This is a genomic window from Pseudoalteromonas nanhaiensis (genome assembly GCF_051235485.1).
Lineage (GTDB): Bacteria > Pseudomonadota > Gammaproteobacteria > Enterobacterales > Alteromonadaceae > Pseudoalteromonas > Pseudoalteromonas lipolytica_C.
Window position 1 is genome coordinate 123,626 of sequence record NZ_JBPNYQ010000001.1, and the last position, 20,607, is coordinate 144,232.

Annotated in this window: 15 protein-coding genes; 13 read left to right on the forward strand and 2 right to left on the reverse strand. The window is 40.9% G+C overall.

The window, feature by feature from the left end:
• The 3 genes from ACSFVZ_RS00500 to ACSFVZ_RS00510 all read left to right on the forward strand — a co-directional run bounded on the left by ACSFVZ_RS00500 (nucleotide 1) and on the right by ACSFVZ_RS00510 (nucleotide 5,469).
• Complete coding sequence (locus ACSFVZ_RS00500) at nucleotides 1-915, forward strand: hypothetical protein (protein ID WP_435557906.1); 915 nt, start codon at nucleotides 1-3, stop codon at nucleotides 913-915.
• Nucleotides 916-1,403: 488 nt separating this feature from the next.
• Nucleotides 1,404-3,392, forward strand: a complete 1,989-nt coding sequence (locus ACSFVZ_RS00505) for a methyl-accepting chemotaxis protein (protein ID WP_435557907.1) — start codon at nucleotides 1,404-1,406, stop codon at nucleotides 3,390-3,392.
• A gap of 364 nt (nucleotides 3,393-3,756) precedes the next feature.
• Nucleotides 3,757-5,469 carry an EAL domain-containing protein gene (locus ACSFVZ_RS00510; protein WP_171040392.1) on the forward strand — a complete coding sequence of 571 codons (1,713 nt, stop codon included), beginning with the start codon at nucleotides 3,757-3,759 and terminating at the stop codon, nucleotides 5,467-5,469.
• 9 nt (nucleotides 5,470-5,478) lie between these two features.
• Here ACSFVZ_RS00510 and ACSFVZ_RS00515 read toward each other — a convergent pair whose 3' ends face one another.
• Entirely contained in the window at nucleotides 5,479-6,387 is a 909-nt protein-coding gene (locus ACSFVZ_RS00515; protein ID WP_435557987.1) for a 1-aminocyclopropane-1-carboxylate deaminase/D-cysteine desulfhydrase, read from the reverse strand.
• A gap of 220 nt (nucleotides 6,388-6,607) precedes the next feature.
• On the opposite strand from ACSFVZ_RS00515, the gene ACSFVZ_RS00520 reads away from it, so the two are divergent.
• The 10 genes from ACSFVZ_RS00520 to ACSFVZ_RS00565 all read left to right on the forward strand — a co-directional run bounded on the left by ACSFVZ_RS00520 (nucleotide 6,608) and on the right by ACSFVZ_RS00565 (nucleotide 19,710).
• Nucleotides 6,608-8,635 (forward strand): SUMF1/EgtB/PvdO family nonheme iron enzyme, encoded by a 2,028-nt coding sequence (locus tag ACSFVZ_RS00520; protein WP_235382203.1) that lies wholly within the window; start codon nucleotides 6,608-6,610, stop codon nucleotides 8,633-8,635.
• A gap of 132 nt (nucleotides 8,636-8,767) precedes the next feature.
• Complete coding sequence (locus tag ACSFVZ_RS00525) at nucleotides 8,768-9,811, forward strand: rod shape-determining protein (protein WP_054552787.1); 1,044 nt, start codon at nucleotides 8,768-8,770, stop codon at nucleotides 9,809-9,811.
• Nucleotides 9,811-10,653 (forward strand): rod shape-determining protein MreC, encoded by an 843-nt coding sequence (mreC, locus tag ACSFVZ_RS00530; protein ID WP_054552786.1) that lies wholly within the window; start codon nucleotides 9,811-9,813, stop codon nucleotides 10,651-10,653. The genes ACSFVZ_RS00525 and mreC overlap by 1 nt, the downstream gene beginning before the upstream one ends.
• On the forward strand, nucleotides 10,646-11,125 hold the full coding sequence (gene mreD / locus ACSFVZ_RS00535; protein ID WP_135922714.1) for a rod shape-determining protein MreD: 480 nt from the start codon (nucleotides 10,646-10,648) through the stop codon (nucleotides 11,123-11,125). The genes mreC and mreD overlap by 8 nt, the downstream gene beginning before the upstream one ends.
• On the forward strand, nucleotides 11,125-11,694 hold the full coding sequence (locus tag ACSFVZ_RS00540) for a Maf family protein (protein WP_135922713.1): 570 nt from the start codon (nucleotides 11,125-11,127) through the stop codon (nucleotides 11,692-11,694). Before mreD ends, ACSFVZ_RS00540 begins: the two co-directional genes overlap by 1 nt.
• A gap of 1 nt (nucleotide 11,695) precedes the next feature.
• Nucleotides 11,696-13,168, forward strand: a complete 1,473-nt coding sequence (rng, locus tag ACSFVZ_RS00545; RefSeq protein WP_135922712.1) for a ribonuclease G — start codon at nucleotides 11,696-11,698, stop codon at nucleotides 13,166-13,168.
• Complete coding sequence (locus tag ACSFVZ_RS00550) at nucleotides 13,168-17,028, forward strand: YhdP family protein (RefSeq protein WP_435557908.1); 3,861 nt, start codon at nucleotides 13,168-13,170, stop codon at nucleotides 17,026-17,028. The genes rng and ACSFVZ_RS00550 overlap by 1 nt, the downstream gene beginning before the upstream one ends.
• Nucleotides 17,018-17,848: a carbon-nitrogen hydrolase family protein gene (locus tag ACSFVZ_RS00555; protein WP_235382205.1), complete on the forward strand. Its 831-nt coding sequence runs from the start codon at nucleotides 17,018-17,020 to the stop codon at nucleotides 17,846-17,848. Before ACSFVZ_RS00550 ends, ACSFVZ_RS00555 begins: the two co-directional genes overlap by 11 nt.
• Nucleotides 17,845-19,284 (forward strand): metalloprotease TldD, encoded by a 1,440-nt coding sequence (tldD, locus tag ACSFVZ_RS00560; protein WP_135922709.1) that lies wholly within the window; start codon nucleotides 17,845-17,847, stop codon nucleotides 19,282-19,284. The genes ACSFVZ_RS00555 and tldD overlap by 4 nt, the downstream gene beginning before the upstream one ends.
• Before the next feature lie 177 nt (nucleotides 19,285-19,461).
• Nucleotides 19,462-19,710 (forward strand): hypothetical protein, encoded by a 249-nt coding sequence (locus ACSFVZ_RS00565; RefSeq protein ID WP_171040391.1) that lies wholly within the window; start codon nucleotides 19,462-19,464, stop codon nucleotides 19,708-19,710.
• A gap of 58 nt (nucleotides 19,711-19,768) precedes the next feature.
• Here ACSFVZ_RS00565 and ACSFVZ_RS00570 read toward each other — a convergent pair whose 3' ends face one another.
• Nucleotides 19,769-20,503, reverse strand: a complete 735-nt coding sequence (locus tag ACSFVZ_RS00570; protein ID WP_435557909.1) for a MauE/DoxX family redox-associated membrane protein — start codon at nucleotides 20,501-20,503, stop codon at nucleotides 19,769-19,771.
• Nucleotides 20,504-20,607 lie beyond the last annotated feature (104 nt).

Below are 20,607 nucleotides of genomic sequence, written 5' to 3' on the forward strand. Positions count from 1 at the left end.
ATGGTTTTAGCCCCCAAATTAATTAAGCGGATTGACTATAAAGCATCAGTAGAGTGTGGGTATACTAATTTACTTCACTCTTCCGTTTATATTAGTCAATTAAATGACCATATAAACGGTACGTGTGAACTAGCAATGCATGAAATCAAATCCAAATTAGATTTCTTAGCTGGTTGCATGACTATTACACTCGACCACCCAATAAATGAACTTGAATTTCTAAGAGTACGCCTTTGTGAAGGTCAAAACTTTACTAATGTTGATGATTTATCTTACATAAAGAAAACCTCTTGCACGTTTCCAAAGGCGGGTAGGTTAAATCTTACAGGTCAAGCGCTGTTTTATGCTTCGGTTGCCATTAAACAAGATGATACAGCATTAAGAGTTGTATTATCTGAGGCTCAAGCGAAACAGCTTGATCACCTAAATGTACTGCGATCTCATCAAGTGATTGGAACTGACATATATCTAAGAATCATAGGCATATGGGATCAAGTAAGACGAAATGAAAAACCATATTACTTAAGTCATGATACCTTTGAATATTACACCAAGGCGAGAAAGTATATGGCTAAGAAGTTTAGTCAAGAATTGCTTTTAGCCTATGAACTAACAGATCGCTTCTTTGCAGATATATTATCTCGTGAAGGAAATGAGCGGTTGTATCAAGTAACATCAGCCCTAAGTAATGTGTTTTTGACTGAGAAATGCGATGGTGTTCTCTATTCTTCGGTAAAAGCAAAAGGTGAGCCTGTCGTTGCTTTAAAACCCCAAGTGGTGGATGATAAATTAGTGCATCAGTTTGCCACCGAGGTCTTAATTGATAAATCATTTGGCTATGAGTATTATCAGTTTAGGACGTTGACTAAAACGTCTAGTATTGGTAGAGAATCAGGTAAATTAGAGTGGTCATAAGCTTAACCACTACTTCCTGTAGTTAAGCTTAAAATGTAGATTAAAAGTCATTGTAAGCCCTAAAAACGCTTTTAATCTACAAGCTTTGATTGAAGTGTATAGATTAATGTCTTGAAAATGTCTTTAGGTCCTGTTTTAAAAGAGATTTTAAGTCACTCACTCACCCCTCTTTGCGTTTATGTGTTCATTCCCGTTCTAGACAAAGACAAAATTGAAAATGTATAAGAGAGCCGCTAAATAGCGGCTCTTTTTTTAACTAAAAATAATGTTGAAAAATAACTTAGGATGCATGCTGGCCGCACAAATTTACCCACTTATTTTGTCCTTTACTTTGCATTGAATCGTTTATCTTTTAATTGAGTCTGTGAAGCTAGGATTAGAGCTTACGTTCTTTTTTATGGCTGCAAGTATGCCTGGAGCAGAGTTACAAATACTGGCGATATCAATCGTATGGTCTAAGTTTAATAAAAAACTTTATTCCTACACCCATGAAAATACTTAGTAAGATAAGCTTTCAACAAGCGCTAGCAGCAGTGATTGCATTTGCTTTGGTTGTGATGCTTACAACATCTTATATTGTTATTGATGCGTCCCTGCAAAAAAAGCAGCTTGTAAGTCAAGATGCTGAATTTATCAGCGAAGTATTGATGATAGATAAAATAGCGCATGAAACGGCAGTCGAAAGGGGATTAACTGCTGGCTTTATTGGTTCAGGGTATCGCAAAAACGGTGACAAAGTTGCTAAGCAACGCTTGATTGTTGATAAAGTTTTTAACGAATTTTCTAATTATACTCAAACGAAAAAACACCCAATAGCCCTATTTACTGCAGTGTTAGAAAAGCACAAAAATATAAAAGCGTTAAGAGAAAATATCGATAGGCAGCAAGGAAAGTCAGCGTTTGCCGTTTATTCTAATGCCAACCAGTTTATGTTGGATGTTGCTAACAGCCGGGTTTCACACATTAGACAATCCGAAGCAATCTCTTCAGGTTTAGCTATTATCAGAATGTCTTTGTTAAAGGAGAGGTTAGGCCAGATTAGAGGAAAGGTGAATGGTATTTTATCATTACAATCAATATCTAAAGATAGTCAGGTTCAAGTTGCTGGCTATTTTAATAATATTGAAGAAAGTTTGGCTATGCTCGCTTTAACACTCACCGCAAAAGAAGATAAAGCATGGCTATCAGAATTGACTAATTCACAAGCCTTTAAAGATATTAAGGCAATTATCGAAAACCTAAATCAAGAAAGTGGCAAGCTGGCTTTGTCTTACCCAGAACCTTCGGACTGGTTTAGTTTGTCAACGGACTTAATTGGCAAAATTCACAAGCGTATTACTGAAAAACAAAGCGCGTTAGAGTCGCTTATCGAGGAAAAGCGCGTTGATGCTAAAATGGAGGCTGTGGTAACGGTAGGTCTTGCGATATTTTTTATTACTTTTTTTATCGCCTTCGGTTTATTTGTAATCAAGGCACTTGCTAAAAAAGTTAGAAAAGTACGAGATTTAATTGGAAAAATTGCTTCAAGCCATGATTTAACAGTGAGGATTGATGACCAATCGAGTGATGAAATAGGTGCAATTTCTAGAAGTGTTGATGAGTTGGTAGATACCCTCACTAAGTTGATACGGCAAGTGCAACAAGCAAACAGCAGTAGCGAATCCAGTGTTAAATCATTAATCACTTTTGCAACAGAACTCTCAGAGTTAGTTGAGAGTGTTAATTCAACCACATCGGTGCTTCAAGATAGCTTCGCGAGGCTATCTAACCAGATCGAGCAAATTGCACTGTCAGCAGATGAAAGCTCTAAAAATACAGCAAAGGCAAATGACTTATCGAATAATACAAAGCAAATAATTGGCACAAACAAAGTGAGCATTAACTCACTATCTACGCTGATTCAGCAGGCTCATCAGCAATCAGATTCGTTAAGTGCAAAAACGAACAGTATTCAATCAGTGCTTGATACAATTTCGAGTATTGCTGAACAAACTAATTTACTAGCCCTTAATGCTGCTATCGAAGCTGCTCGAGCGGGTGAACAAGGCCGTGGTTTTGCTGTTGTTGCAGACGAAGTGCGGGGTTTAGCAACGCGTAGCCAAGATTCAACATCAGAAATATCTTCAGTGCTTGATGACATAAAGCAGCAAGTGCAACAACTTCAGGCGTATATGGAAAATACCTCTGAATCAACGCAGAAGGTGAGTGAAAATAGTGAAAATGCGCTCAAGAATATAGATATTTTGACAACTAATATCACTGAGGTGAGCGGCCAGACAAACATGGTGTCATCAGCGATTGAATCACAAAATCAGTTAGCTGAAGAAGCGAGTAAGGCAAGCCAAAATATCACTGAAAATATGCAGGAAGTACAAACCGAATTGGCGCTATTATCTAAATTGATAAAAGATTTAGAACAAGCTCAATATAAGACATCAAATGCTATAAATGTATTTAGAGTAAATACATCTTCATGAGCCTGGTGTGCATCAGCTACGCTGTCATGATGGCGCTTATTTTTGCGGGTAATGCGCATCTACGAAGGCTAAATAATAATGCCTTTGACCATTACAAACAGTTATCTTGGGGTTGATTAAAGGTTACTGTAAAAGTTTGCGTATCTTTATTTAACTCTGTTGCAGAGATTCAGTTGCGACCTTTTGAATTGTTGATTACAAAATAATTCTCATTAACAGTAAATGCTAGGTTGTTAAATTTACGGAATTTTTGACAGCGTTGGTATTAGGATTCTTCTGAAATTACTTTTAATCAGCCTGTAGCCTTGTATTTATGGGGTTCTTGAACAACACTTTGTATATCTTTGGGCAACAAAATTGTGAAATGAAAAAAGACTTTGCTTCACAGATCAAGCGACCAGTGGTCATTTATGTGACGATTGTGCTTTTGCTTGTGGTTGTTTTTAACATTTTTCTTAATGATGTACTTCATGACAAGGTTCATCATACTGGCACTGAGCTGGCTAAAGAAGTATATGAATTAAACTTAGATCCTATCACCTCGCAAGACATCATCGCGTCTATTGTAAAAAGTCAGGGGTTTGTCTTGGATGTAGCTGATTTGCCGCAAAACTTTGCAAATTTTATTGATGTAGAGCAAGAAGTATTTAGTTATAAAACAGTCAGTTTACGATTGTTTCATTGGCCAGCTTGGTTACTAGAAAGCCACTTATTTATATTATTAAACCTTATTTTACTAGCAACAGGCTATTGGGCTGGGCGTTGGTGGCGAAGTATGGCTAAGTCTACGGCTATTAAAGAGCAACCTGTTATCAAACCGCAAGCACCAGCTGATGCACAAATTGAACCCCAATTTAAATCACAAAAGCTAGCATCGCCAAGGCCTTTACCGCGACAAGACCTCAATATTCTTTATGGGGTGCCAACAAGTTATAACCATTTATTTGCTTTGTTCTTTTGGAAAACACCTTTTCCATCGAACCTGGATGTTGATAACTACTTTAAATTAGTGATTGCGAAAGGTTTTGGTGAGTTGGTTAATCGCTCCGTTAAGTTGCTTCCTTCAGGTGGCATCGCGGTTACTTTAAATAACATCCCTGCAACTGAGCTTGATAAATACACCAAACGGCTTCATCAAGTTATTTACCAAGCGTGCTTAAACTATCGCAGTGATTTATCACGTGCTGATGTCAAGATCGGTGTTTGTAATTACCGAACAGGAGCAGACCAAGCTGTTGTATATCAGCTAACTAAATCAGCATTGGCTATGGCTAAACAAAGTGCATGGCAACATATTCATCGCTTGCCGTTCGGGCATACCCAATCAAGCATGTTAGCAGACAGTAAAGAGCACTTGTTTGAGTACATTAAAAACAAACATTTTATGTTGTTTTTTCAACCATTGTTCGATTTACAAACAGGTGAAATTTTACAGCATGAAGCGTTAATTCGCATTCGTCATAAAAATTTGGGGCTATTGGCAGCTCGGCATTTTATTCCCCACATGAGCAGTAAAAATGACGTGTTGTTTTTAGATAAAATCGTTATTACTCAAGTGAAGAGAATACTCTCTAACGAAGCTGGTGCAATCACAGTCAGTATAAACTTACATGCTATGAACTGGTTCAATGACAAGTTTTGGGTTTGGTTTAAAGAACATATGAGTGACTATGAGGGAATTAGTAAACTTCAATTTGAACTCAGTGAAGATGATTATCTACGCCAACATAAAAAATTAATCTCACAGTTTAAGTGCTTAGAGAAACTGTCGGCTGGTGTGGTAATTGATAACGTGAGAAGTGCAGAGCACCTAGCTACTTATGCGCAGCTTAATAATATACGCAGTATTAAACTGGCCTATGAGCTAATACATAATATAGATACAAATGCTCAACAGCAGAAGATCGTAAAACAGATTATCAATAAGGGCAGCGAATTAAGCTTTCCTGTTTATGCGGTGGGGGTCGAGACGCAAAATGAACTTGCGACCCTCAAAAACTTAGGGGTGGTTGCAGCTCAAGGCTTTTACTTTGCTGAGCCCTTACAAAAGTTAGCAGATATAACACCGCATAGCTAATACAGCTAATTAGTCGATTAAATTGCGGTATCGCAAGCCATCTAAACCTTGTAGCCCACCTGTATGAATCGCAATAATGTGTGTGTGTGGAGCAAAAAAGCCCTGCTCAATGAGTTGCCATAGTGCATACATCATTTTGCCACTGTAAATAGGTTCAAGAGGAATGTCGTGCTGGTGGTTAAATGCTTGACAAAACTGCCACAAATTAGCACTAAACTTGCCATAACCGCCATCATGAAAGTCACATAACAGCTGCCAGTTTTGTTGTTGTTTGGCGCGGTTGCTCAATTGTTTAATGTCAGTTATTAAATACTCAGCTTGCTTAATTACAGCCACCCCTAATACTGTTGTACTTTGTGATGCGCCCTCAATTAAACCTGCTAATGTTCCGCCACTTCCCGTAGGGCATATAATATAGTCTGCTGGGGGAAGGCTTTCGGCCAACTCTTTGCAGCCTAGAAGGGCTGCTGAATTAGTGCCGCCTTCAGGTAAAATATAAGCATTAGGAAATTGCTGTTGTAATTCAGCTAAGTAATTTTGATCATGCCTCAACCGGTAAGTAACACGGTCAACTGGATGTAAATTCATGCCACATTGCTTTGCATAGCGCAGTGTTGGATTTTCGCTATCAAGTTCGGGACCCCGAATTATACCATGAGTAGTAAAACCAAATAGTTTCCCCGCAGCAGCGCTGGCATGGATATGATTTGAAAAAGCACCTCCAAAAGTGAGTAATTCAGATTTTCCAAGTTGTTGCATTGCGGCTAAATTAAACTTTAGTTTACGCCACTTATTGCCACTAATTTGCGGGTGAATAAGATCATCTCGCTTTATGGTGAGCTGAATTTTACGAGCAGCCAATAAGGGATGGTTTATGGTTTGTAAAGGTGACTCAAAAGAACTATACACAGCAGCAATTTTAATAAAAAACACGCTCTATTGTAGCAAACTGATCATCAACTAAGAAATTAAACTAAAATGATTTTGTTATTTACTGGCATCAACTAAGGTAATAGTTGTAAACTCAGATAATAATTGAACAAAGCTTGTGTTTTGCTTTCCAAGTACATAGCATAAGAGTTTAATTATAAAAAAATAATAATGACCAAATAATTGCCGCTTTTTGGGAATGGAATATATGCGAATCGCTCCTTTATCTCTATTTATTTCAGTTAGTTTGCTAGCAACTAGTGCATTTGCACAAGATACTGCTACGGTAACTGGTATAGAGTCAGAGATCAGTAAAAAACAAGCCGAGTACGATAACTCGACTGTTATCCTTGAAAAACACCTAAAAGAAGAAAGTCAGTTACAGAAGCAACTCGAATTATTGCGCGCACGCTCGACAGAGTTAGACAAAGAAAAAAACCAAGCGCTAGATGCAATGAACGAGATGTATCGCCGACTTATTGATGATCCAACAATAGACATTAGCAATGCACAAGCACGCTATCAAAAAGCAGTTGTTGACCACAAACAGAATAAAGATGATATTTCGATGCAATTGGCGGCAATTGCATCGCATAGAAAAGACATTGAGCAAATTCGCGTAGCTAAACATACCCAACTCAATACATTAGAAAGTTTAAAAGAACAACTCGCAACGGCGCGTGTTGAGCGTTTACGTAATGAGTTTACACGTGAAGGTACATTAGAAGTTAATCACACCATCAATTGTAAACGCACCGAAACGCTTGCTGCCTGTGAGCAGCGCGGTCAGCAAATGGGCTTGCAAAAAGCAACTAAACGTTTTGTTGATCAAATTTTTGCTAACTTAACTGAAGAGCGATTGGTTGAACCAAAACGCAATCTTGCGGGTGCGCAAGTTAAGGTGTTAAGTAGCCATGTTGTCAACAGCGCATTTAGCGGTCAAGGTAACTATAACGTCAACTTAAGCGTGACCATGCGCGGTGATGTAAATAGCAGCCGCTTATGTAGTTTACTTAATTTAGATAACCGATTCTGCGCTGATTATGGCTCGCCACTTGCAGGCAACTATCAGTCTAATTACTCGGCATCTTACCCTGATAGTCAGTTAACATTCAGTGACCCTTTGGATAATAGTCAGGTGGTATCGGTATCACGTATGACTAATGAGCCTGTTAGCGATTATTCATCAAAAAAGCCAGTAAAGGTTGAACCGTTACCTGATTTGAAAAAATCTAAAATGGTTGAGCTAACACTTCGTTCTAATGTGTATGACGATGAAGTGTTTATCGATGGCGTGAGTTTTGGTGCGACAAAATTAACCACTTCGTTGCCTGTAGGTTTTCATGAAGTTGAAATTCGCAAGCGTGGTTATAAAAGCTATAAAGCGCGTATTGATCTTCGCAAAGCGCAAACAATTCATGCAAATTTGGTAAAAGAACCAGAGCCAGTTGTTGCAGCGGTTACAGCAGCTGAAAAACCAGCAACGTCTTCACCAGTTGCAAGTATCGTCAATAAAAACAATTCAGCAGGTATCGTTGTTATTCCTGCAGGCAAATTTAAGATGGGCGATATTAACGGCAATGGTTTAGCCAACGAGCGTCCAGTGGTAGAAAAGACCATTGCTAATTCGTTTGCAATGCAAAGCAAGGAAGTGACTGTTGCAGAGTATGAGCGTTTTGTTGCAAATACAGGTTACAAAACAGAAGCTGAAAAAAATCGTGGTTGTGCTTATTACTTAAATGGTGAACCAGTATGGGAAGCTACGTTAAATTGGCGTAACCCAGGTTTCGAGCAAGAAAGTGATTTTCCGGCGGTATGTTTAACCTATAACGATGCAAAAGCATACGCAGATTGGTTATCGGGGCAAACGGGTCAGTTATTTCGCTTACCAAACGAGGTTGAGTGGGAGTATGCTGCGCGAGCTGGTACTGAAACCGAGTACCCTTGGGGTAACGAAATCGGTAAAAACTTAGCGAACTGTGGCTGGTGTGGGAGCGAATGGTCAAATAAAAGCGCTGCACCGACAGGGTCGTTTTCTCCTAATGCATTTGGCCTATTTGATACAGTGGGTAATGTATGGGAATGGACATATAAAAAGCCAGGACAGTCTGATGTAACGGTTCGTGGTGGTGCTTGGAACTTTGCGCCTAGCTTAGCCCGCGTATCAACACGCCTAATTTTAGCGCCAGACTTTCGTGCAAACTATATCGGCTTTCGTTTAGTACGCGAGCGATAAATATTTAAAAAGGAAGCGCTATAAGCTTCCTTTTTTAGCAATTAATTTAAGGCAGTTGCGCTTTTTCATGATTAGCATGATAGAGTGAGAGCAGCTAGTATAAGAACGTATTTTCAAAGGTCATCCAGCCTCATGTTTAAAAAACTCCGTGGTATTTTTTCAAACGATCTATCGATCGACTTGGGTACAGCCAATACCCTAATTTATGTAAAAGAAGAAGGTATTGTATTAAATGAACCTTCTGTAGTTGCTATTCGCCAAGAGCGAGCTGGTGGCCCGAAAAGTGTGGCATCAGTGGGTACAGAAGCAAAGCAAATGTTAGGCCGTACACCGGGTAACATTAAAGCGATTCGTCCTATGAAAGACGGCGTTATTGCTGATTTCTACGTGACCGAAAAAATGCTGCAACACTTTATCAAGCAAGTACATAACAACAACTTTATGCGTCCAAGCCCGCGTGTTCTTATTTGTGTGCCTTGTGGTGCTACACAAGTAGAAAAACGTGCTATTCGTGAATCTGCGATGGGTGCTGGTGCACGTGAAGTGTACCTAATCGAAGAGCCAATGGCGGCTGCAATCGGTGCAGGTTTACCTGTATCAGAAGCAACGGGTTCTATGGTTGTTGATATCGGTGGTGGTACAACTGAAGTTGCCATTATTTCATTAAATGGCGTGGTTTACTCTTCATCTGTACGCATCGGTGGTGACAAATTTGATGAAGCTATCATCAACTATGTACGCCGTAACTTTGGTAGCTTAATTGGTGAAGCAACGGCTGAAAACATCAAGCATCAAATTGGTTCGGCGTTTAAAACAGATGAGCCTATTGAAATTGAAGTACGTGGTCGTAACCTTGCTGAAGGTGTTCCGCGTTCATTCACACTGAACTCACACGAAATTCTTGAAGCGTTGCAAGAGCCATTAATGGGTATTGTGAGCGCGGTTATGGTTGCGCTTGAACAGTCTCCACCAGAGCTTGCTTCGGATATTTCTGCACACGGTATGGTATTAACCGGTGGTGGTGCATTATTAAAAGACCTAGACCGTTTATTAATGGAAGAAACAGGTATTCCGGTCGTGGTTGCTGACGATCCATTAACTTGTGTTGCTCGTGGCGGCGGTAAGGCGCTAGAAATGATTGATATGCACGGTGGTGACGTATTTAGCTACGACTAATGAAGTTACTTTTTGGTCGTACCATCTCTTTGCAACTGCGACTTTTTGTCGCAGTGCTTTTGAGTGTCGTGCTGATCGTGGGCGATCGCTACACACAAGGTGGTACAACAATTCGCACCAGTTTAAATACCCTCGTTAGCCCACTTATTTATCTCGCCAATTTGCCGTATGAGCTATTTAGTATTGGCGCGAAGAATCTGCACACCCGCGAACAGCTTTTAACTGAAAACGAAGCACTTAAGAAGAAGCAGTTATTGCAAAGCGAGCAACTCCAACAACTGCAATTTTTATCTCGTGAAAACGATAAGTTACGTGCTTTGTTAGGTTCATCTGCTAAACAATCAAATCGTAAAATTATTGCCCAGGTCTTGTCTGTTCACTCAAACCCATATAGTCATCAAGTGGTTATTAACCGCGGTACTACCGATGGCCTAAGTGAAGGCCAAGCAGTTATTGACGAAATGGGTGTGGTAGGGCAAATCACCCAAGTTGGTTCGACTACTTCGCGCGTGCTGTTAATGACCGACACCACCCATGCCACACCTGTGCGTATTTTACGTAACGATGTACGTACCGTGGTTGAAGGCATAGGTAAAATTAATGTAGTTAAGCTTTCGCACGTTCCGCACAGCCTTGACGTACGTATTGGTGATATTTTGGTTACCTCTGGTCTAGGTGGAACTTTCCCTGAAGGTTATCCGGTTGCTGTAGTAACTGAAATTAACCGTGACGAAGGGCGTCCTTTTGCGCAAGTATATGCTGAGCCAATTGCACAACTTGACCGGATTCGCTTGTTGGTTGTGCTGTGGCGTAATCAGCAGGAGAGCATAAGCAATGAATAGTCGTCACTCTTTGCTGATTGCTATCAGTATTTTCTTTGCATTGGTTATGGCGTTAATGCCGTTACCGATTTCGTTTGAGCCTTATCGCCCAGATTGGGTGTTAATGGTATTAATGTATTGGTCGTTGGCGGTACCACACCGTTTGAACATTGGTACAGCTTGGGTGGTCGGTTTATTAATGGACTTAGCTTCAGGCTCGCCACTGGGGGTAAACTCACTGACTTACTCAGTGTGTATATTTATCACTGCTAGTAACTTCCAAAAGATTAGAAACTTTTCTTTATGGCAGCAAAGCATTTTAGTTGCTTTGTTTTTAACGCTTTACCACCTTATGCAATTTTGGCTAAATCACTTTTTAATGGGCATTTATTTTAGTCCGCATTATTTGTGGCCTGTGCTAACAGGTATGCTTTGCTGGTGGTGGATTTTCTTAATTTTGCGTAAATATCGCCGTCATTTCAGGATTAGATAATGCAGACCGCAATTTATTTGGCGTCTGCATCACCGCGCCGAAAAGAGTTGCTCAGCCAGCTTGGCGTTGAGTTTTCTCAATTTAGCGTTGATGCAGATGAAAGCCAATTTCCGAATGAATCTCCTCGTGATTATGTTGAACGCTTAGCTAGACTCAAAGCACAATCAGGTGTAGCTATGGGCTACACTGATCGCCCTGTGTTAGGAAGTGATACTGTAGTCGTCATTGATGATACAGCCCTAGTTAAACCTGTTGACCAAGCAGACTTTACAGCCACTATGCAGCGCTTATCTGGGCGCACCCATCAAGTGATGACAGCCGTTGCAATTGCAAATAGTGAGCAAGTAAAAAGTTGTGTTGTTGTCACTGATGTGACATTTAAAAAGTTAAGTGATGAAGAAATTGATGCTTACTGGCATTCGGGTGAGCCCCAAGATAAGGCTGGCGGTTATGGCATACAAGGCTTAGGCGGACGCTTTGTTAGCCATATTTCGGGTAGCTATTTTGCGGTGGTCGGCTTACCTTTATATGAGACTGAACAGTTATTAAATGAATTTTTAAGAGGGTAACATGAGCACTGAATTACTGATCAACGTTACACCGAGCGAAAGTCGCGTTGCGCTAATTGAAAACGGCGTACTGCAAGAGATCCAGCTAGAGCGTATTGGCAACCTTGGCATCGTCGGCAATATTTACCTAGGTAAAATTAGTCGCGTACTTCCGGGCATGCAAGCTGCATTTGTCGATATCGGCTTAGATAAGGCGGCTTTTTTACACGCATCAGACATCGTTAATAGTGCCTCAATTGTTGAAGGTGTTGACGAGCAACCAATTAAAAAAGTGCAAGATATTCGTGAACTAGTGCGCCAAGGTCAATACATCATGGTGCAGGTTGTTAAAGATCCCCTTGGCACTAAAGGCGCGCGTTTAACCACCGACATCACTATTCCTTCTCGTTATTTAGTTTTTATGCCAGATGCGACGCATGTTGGTGTGAGTCAGCGTATTGAATCAGAAGATGAGCGTTTACGTCTGAAAAAAATTGTCGCTGAATACGGCGACGAAGACGGCAGCTTTATAGTGCGAACTGCAGCTGAAGGTGCCTCAGAAGCAGAACTGCGTCACGATGCTGAATTCTTAAAAAAATTGTGGCAAAAAATCGTCAACAAACGAAAAAAAATCAGTAAAGAAAGCATCTTGCACGAAGACTTAACACTGGCATTTCGTACCTTGCGTGATTACGTTGGTGAAGACATGGAGCGTATTCGTGTTGACTCTAAACTGACCTATCAAGAGCTTAAAGAGTTTACTGAAGAGTTTGTGCCTATTCTGTCTGAAGCACTTGAGTATTATCCTGGTGAACGCCCGATCTTTGATTTATTTGATGTTGAAACCGAAATTCAAAAAGCGTTGCACCGTAAGGTTGAACTAAAGTCAGGTGGTTATTTAATTATTGATCAAACTGAAGCGATGACCACGGTTGATGTAAATACCGGTGCGTTTGTAGGGCATCGTAATTTAGAAGAAACCATTTTTAATACTAATATCGAAGCAACCTCTGCGATTGCTCGTCAGCTACGTTTACGTAACCTAGGCGGTATTATTATTATCGATTTTATTGATATGGTCAGTGATGAGCATAAGCGTCGTGTCTTGCATTCGCTTGAATCAGCGCTGGCAAAAGATCGTGCTAAAGCCAACATAAATGGTCTATCTGCACTAGGCTTAGTAGAGATGACCCGCAAACGTACCCGCGAAAGCTTAGAGCATATTCTTTGTGATGTGTGTCCCGCTTGTTCAGGGCGAGGGTCGCAAAAAACGGTTGAAACTGTCTGCTATGAGATTTTACGAGAAATTGTCAGAGTAAATCGCGCTTATGCTGCCGATAAATTTATGGTTTATGCCTCACCATCAGTGAGCGAAGCGTTGCTAAATGATGAATATCATAATCTAGCTGAGCTGGAACTATTTATCGGTAAGCAAGTCAGTATTCAAACAGAGAGTTTATATAATCAAGAACAATTTGATGTGGTAATGATGTAATGAAGGCAAAAACGGTCTGCTTTTATTGTTTACGTAAGTTATGGCAAATATTTGCTATCACTCTCGTATTGCTGGCCGTTATTGTCTCAGTCGTTAAGTATTCATTACCCTATGCTAATGATTATAAAGATGACATTGAAGTGTTCTTGTATGAGCGCTTTGATGTCAATTTATCAATTGGGTCTATCTCGGCCAGTTGGCAGGGGAAAGGGCCTGCTTTAGTTATCGAAGACATTTCGTTTGAAGATAACCAAACTTCACCTATCGCACTAACCATTGATAAAGCCAGTCTTGAAGTAAACTTATGGGAATCACTAAAAACCCGTCAGCTTAAATCGAGCTACTTTGTGATCAATGGTTTTCATGCTGATGTTGATTTACCTACCATGCTTGATTTGGGGAACACTCAACAAGCAGGCAGCTTTGAGCAAAAAGAGCTGATCGAAGGCTTGTTCCTTGGTGAAACTGGCCACTTTGCGGTGCAAGACAGTAGTTTAAACTTTACCTTGAGTGATGGTAAAAAACGTAAACTCATACTTGAAAACATTGTTTGGCAAAATACCCCAGAACAACATCAGGGATCAGGTAGCTTGGCCTTACCGGGGATCTCGGTGGGTAGTTTTGATGCTCGCATGGCCCTTAATGGCTCAACTCTTGAGACTATGGCCGGTGATATATATGTACAAGCTGCCAATGTCGATGTTTCTAAATGGCTTGCTCAATTTATTAATACCGATAAACAGCAGCTCAGCTCCGATATTAATTTACAAACTTGGTTTAGCCTAGAAAAAGGCTTGATCAGCGATGTAAAAGTGCAATGGCTACCGAGCTTTATTAATTGGCAACAAAACCAAGAAGCACATCAAATAAGTTTAAATGAAGGGGGCTTTCATTTATTTCCTTGGCAAGATAATTGGCGTTTAAAAAGCACGGGTCTTACGTTTGAGCGAGACTTAAAACAGTGGCCAACTCTTCAGTTTGAAGCACAGTTAGGTGATAAAAATCAAATATGGCTTAAGCAGTTTGATTTTGGGCTGTTGGCTAAATTAGCCCAGCTTAGTAACTTTGAAGTGCTGGCACCTTTTTTAGCGCGCCAACCCAAAGGCCAACTCAGCGACGCATATGTTGAATTTGATAACCAAGATCATTGGCAATTGTGGTTTCAAGGTGAGCAGATCAATTGGTTATCATTACAGGGGATTCCTGGTGGCCAAGCAATTCGCGTTGAAGGGTTACTCAACCAATCAGCAGGGCGCATTCAATTATACGGTGAAAACAATCAGCTGTTGACCAATGGCAGTTTCAGCCAAGATATTCCCTATAACCAGTTAAATGTAGAGCTTGATTTACATCACTTTGATGATGGCTGGCGCATTAGCAGCGATAATATTTGGCTTGATAACGATGAAGTCACGCTTGCTGCAGAGATGAAACTAAGCCTGACTGACGAACCGCGTCTTGACTTATATGCCGAAGTCTATGCAGCTGATGCTAAGGTCGCAGGGCACTACTTTCCGCTACCTGTAATGAGTGAAAAGCTCGTTAATTATTTGAATGGGGCAATTAAGGGCGGCGAAGTAAATAAAGCGCAGGTATTGTTTTCTGGGCCATTTAAAGGGTTTCCATTTAAAGAGCAACAAGGTCAATTTGAAGTCTTAGCAAATGTCGAGAATGCCAAGTACAAGTTTTCACCAAGCTGGCCTGAGGTTGAAGAAGCCAACGTTATTTTGCACTTTGAAAATGAACGCATGGATATTTATAGTAAATCCGGCAAATTAGTTAACTTAGCGCTTGATGATAGTGTTCATGTGAGCATTGCTGATCTGATGCATGCTGATATGTTAAAAGTTGCTATAAATAAGCGTGCTCACGGTAGTAAGCTTAAGCCTTTCTTTGCTGCTACACCGCTGGCAAAGCCGCTTGCAAATGTATTTGATGTTGTACAAGCGCAGGGAGAAGCAACAGCAGCTATCGATTTATTGGTTAACTTACGTTCAGGCCATGTTGATGCTGTAGGCGAGGTTGAATTAGCTAACTTACCCGTTTACCTAGCCCAGCCGGGAATAACGCTGAGCCATATGACAGGCATAGTTAAATTTAATAACGACAAAATTGTGCTAAACAATGCCCAGGCAAACTGGTTAGGAATGCCACTTACCGCAAGCTTTAATAGTGAAAATGTTGGTGATAACTACCGAGCTGAAATTGCCATAGAGCTTGCCCTTGAGGCAGACCCATTGATTGAGCAAGCACATGGCTTATTGTCTGGCTATTTAGCAGGGCAAAGCAACGTTGATGTTGGTATATCGCTTAACTTTTTACCTAATGACTTTAATTATCGTGCAGACATAACGGGTAATTTAGTGGGGGTTGCTAGCCAACTACCTGCACCTTATAACAAAAATGCAGAACAAACTTGGCCACTAAATGCGGTTGTGCAAGGTGATCATATTTCTAATTTAATCACGGCTAATATCGATAATAAGCTGTTTTTTAATGCGATTTTAGATAATGGCAAAAAGAAGTTTAATAATGCTCACCTTATTTTAGGGTCACAAGATTTAGGGTTAAATCGTGAAGGTTTTGCGGTATCAATCGATTTACCAGAAACCGAAATAGTGCCTTGGTTTGGCTTAATTGATCAAATTATTGCGCTTACCAAAGTTAAGTCTGATGCGCCTAGTGTGATGCCAGCTTTTAACAATGTAACTGGCAAATTTAACAAACTTGCACTGAATAATATTGATTTTAATGACTTTGAATTTAGATTAGCGCCAAAACAATCAGACTTAGAGTTAAAGTTAAATGCCAAAGAATTACGTGCTGACGCACTTATTCCAACCGGTGAAACGCGCAGGCCGATTCAAATTTTTACCGACTACTTACGGATGAATTTTTCGCCAAATGAAAGCGAGCCTTCATCTGATAAGAATGAGCCAGAGGATTTAAGTTGGCTTACGAATATACCTGCAATCGAGTTTTATTGTGAAGACTGTAAAGTAGGCCAATATCAATTAGACAAAGTAAAAAGCAGTTTAGTCGGTGAGCAAAATAAGTTGATATTCTCTGAGCTTGTAATTGATAAAGGTGATCATGTATTACGCGCAAAAGGGCAATTTGCCGATGGCTTAACTCAGTTTAGTGGTAATTTAGAAAGTGATGATATTGGTGAATTATTTGATGAGTTTGAATTAACCACCACAGTAAAAGATTCAGACGCCAATATTAAGTTTGATTTAGCATGGCAAGGCGCACCCTATAGCTTTGATGTACCAAGTTTAGCGGGAGAGCTAGATTGGCGTTTAGGAGAGGGTCACCTTGCAGAAATAAGTGATGGTGGCGCGCGAGTATTTTCATTACTGAGTTTAGATTCGTTAGTGCGTAAGCTGAAACTCGATTTTAGAGATGTATTCTCTAAAGGTTTTTTCTATAACAGTATGCAAGGCACCATGCAGCTAGAAAAGGGCATAGCTTACACTCAAGATACCAAGCTTGATGGTGTGCCTGCCGATTTAACGATTAAAGGGCATACAGACCTAAATACCTTTGAAATTGATTACGACCTTGCAGTTGCCCCGCAGGTGACATCGAGTATTCCCGTTATTGTGGCATGGATGGTCAACCCGGTAAGCGGGCTTGCAGCGCTTGCCATCGATAAAGTGATTCATTCAGCGCGAGTGATCTCAGAGATCAACTTTAAAGTAACAGGAAGTATGAACGACCCTGTAGTGAAAGAAATAGATCGTAAGAGCCGTGAAGTGACATTACCGCAAGCAGCGCAAAGCCAACCGCAGTCTTCTAGCCAATTAAAGTTAAAAGATGCCGCATCTTCAGCGAGTTTAGATACCAATGAAGGCTAATAATCAGCCACAGGTTGTGGCAGTACAAATGTGCTCAAGCATGAATGCTGAGCAAAACCTCGCTTTTCTGGCGGATACATTATTAAAGCTACCTGCAACTCGCCCATTGCTTGTGTGTTTACCTGAGAGCTTTTTGATCTTTAGTAAGCAAAGCCAAGCAAGCTATCAATTAGGTCACCAAAGCGAGACTTATAAAGCGAAACTTGCCGATTTATGTAAGCAACATGATATTTGGTTAGCGGCTGGTACACTGCCTGTGTCGCAGCAAAATGGTAAGTATCTAGCGGCCTCGTTTTTATTTAACAACCAAGGTGATGTGGTTGCGCAATACAACAAAATTCACTTATTTGATGTGGATGTTGCCGATACTACGCGCAGTTACCGAGAGTCTGATGCGACAGAAGCCGGCAAGGATATTGTGGTGGTTGATTCGCCATTTGGTAAAATTGGCTTAGCAGTATGTTATGATCTACGTTTTAGTGGCTTATTCACTGCCATGCAGCGTCAAGGAGCTGAGCTTATTTTAGTGCCTAGTGCCTTTACCACAGTCACCGGTGCTGCTCATTGGCATATTTTATTAGCTGCGCGCGCAATCGAAACACAATGCTATGTGGTTGCTGCAGCGCAGTGGGGCGAGCACGAAAATGGCCGCCACACTTATGGCCACAGCATAATTATTTCACCATGGGGAGAAACGCTCAGTGAGCTTGCCTCTGGTACCGGGTTTATCAGCCATGGGCTTGATTTAAACCGCTTGAATACAATTCGCCAAGACATGCCTGTGCAGTCTCAGCAACGATTTAGAGAGCATTTATTATGAACACGGTTGAACAGCATTTATTACATGACAGCCAACTAACGAGAGAAGAATTAGAAAAAACGCTCGCTTTTATTCATCAACATCAAGTTGATTATGCCGACCTGTATTTTCAATCGAGTCACCACGAATCTTGGGTACTTGAAGATGGCTTAGTGAAAGAAGGATCATACAACGTTGAGCGTGGTGTGGGTGTGCGTGCTGTTAGTGGTGAAAAAACTGGTTTTTCATACTCAGATGCGATTAACCTTGAAGCGTTAAATAAAGCCGCAACTGCAGCACGCAGCATTGCCAATGCTGGCGAAAACAAAACGATTCAGGTGTTCAGTGATGTAGCTGCTAAACAGCAGTATGCGCCGCATCAACCAATTCAAAGCATGAGCAACGATGACAAAGTAAGCCTGCTTCGTGAACTAGAAAACTATATTCGTGAATTAGCGCCGGATGCTGAGCAAGTGATCAGCTCAATGTCGGCGGTTTATGAAGAAGTGTTAATTGCTGCAAGTGATGGCACCTTTGCAACCGACATTCGCCCGCTTATTCGCTTAAACTGTTCTGTGTTACTTGAAAAGAACGGTCGCCGTGAGCGCGGTGGTGCAGGGGGCGGTGCGCGTTTAGATTATGGCTATTTTAAAGAATTAGTCGATGGCAAACCGCGTTGGATGGAATACGCCGAAGAAGCTGTTCGCCAAGCAAAAGTAAACCTTGAAGCAATTGATGCACCTGCTGGCAGCATGGAAGTTGTGCTAGGCGCAGGTTGGCCGGGTGTGTTACTACATGAAGCAGTAGGCCATGGCCTAGAAGGTGACTTTAACCGTAAAGGCGCATCGGCGTTTAGCGGTAAAGTAGGTCAAAAGGTGGCATCTGAGCTGTGTACAGTCGTGGATGATGGCACTATTGCTGATCGCCGTGGTTCATTAAACGTGGATGACGAAGGGACACCAGCTGCGTATAACGTGCTTATTGAAAACGGTATTCTAAAAGGATACATGCAAGATAAGCTAAATGCCCGTTTGATGGGTGTTAACCCTACTGGTAATGCACGCCGCGAATCGTATGCTCACTTACCTATGCCGCGTATGACCAATACGTATATGTTAGGTGGCGAGCACAGCCAAGCCGATATCATCAGCTCGGTGAAAAAAGGTATCTTCGCGCCTAACTTCGGTGGTGGCCAAGTGGATATTACGTCAGGTAAGTTTGTATTTAGCGCCTCTGAAGCTTACTTAATTGAAAACGGTAAAATCACCCAACCTATTAAAGGCGCTACACTGATTGGCAATGGCCCAGAAGTGATGCAGCAAATTTCGATGGTAGGTAATGACTTAGCCCTTGATAAAGGCGTTGGCGTATGTGGTAAAGATGGCCAAAGCGTACCTGTTGGTGTGGGTCAGCCAAGCCTTAAAATTGATAACCTTACTGTGGGTGGTACGGCTTAAAAGACTCCATCACATGGCAGGTTAAACTCTTAACCTGCCTCATTTATCTTCGCTTTCTGTTTACACAAAAACTTACACAAATTTTGTATCAATAAAGGTACTTTTGTCGTTAACTTAATTGTGTGAGCTAACCTATTGCTTACAGCAAAAATAAAAATAGCATTATAGGATCAAGATATGAAAGCAATTCCAATTGTACTTGCACTTGCTATGCTGGCAGGCTGTGCATCACAGGCCGTAGTTGATGGGGCTGAAAATGAAATCTACGCTGAGCATGAGTGTCTAGGTGGTGAACTCGAAACCGATTACAGCTATACGATTTTTAGCACCGATGATGACGACAGCAAAAAGGCTGAGGTTAAATCGACCTGTCATCCAGTAAAAACCGAAAGTGAATTCGAGCGCGATTTACGTAATGGTGGTTAACCATTCGTTTAAAGTGGCTTAATTACTTAATTAAGCCACTTTAAATACTAACAAAACGCTAAAAAGTAATAAGCATCCATATACCTGCAGCTATCATAAATAAGTTCTCACTCAGTGAGATAAAGCCGAGCGGCACATTACTGTCGCCACCAACACAGGCGCATTTCAGCTCTCGTTTATCGATATACACAGCTTTAATAACCGATACAGCACCTATGCCACCAATAAATAGTGAAAAGGGTGCTACAGCTAAGGCGGGTAATTCAGCCACCATACCAATCGCTACATACGCCTCGATAAAGGGATAGACATAGGCATAGGGCACAATGCGCATCGCCAATAAGTCATAGGTAATAAATGAGTTAGAAAAGCTGTATAAATCTTGGAGCTTTTGTATCGCTAGTACCGCCATTGATAATGCAATGAACAGCATCAGGTTCTGCACAGAGAATAAAGCCTCACCGCTGGCATATGTAAAACCGCAGCTCAGTAGCATAGCCACAGCAAAAATGGCTAAAACTGGGGTATAACTGGTACCTTGTTGGCCAGCCTCGGGCAGATTAAAAAAGTCGCGCAACTCATCGTAACCACCAATACGTTTATCATTGATAAAGGTTTGCGGTGTGGTTTTTACATCATGCTGCTGTTTGAATTCGTCGGTTTGCTCACGATTGGTTAAGTGACGATCATCAACATTGTAACCATTACGCTCTAATAAATCTTTTGATTTTAAACCGAATGGGCAAATATGCTCATCGGTTACCATGCGATATAAAATTGCAGACTTAGACACAGTGCCTCCTTGTAAAAATGCCTTGTTTACTGCGTAATAATTGCTTAATTACACAGTAAATAAGGGCAAATTGTTGCTATAACTGGTTACTTTATTAACAGTTA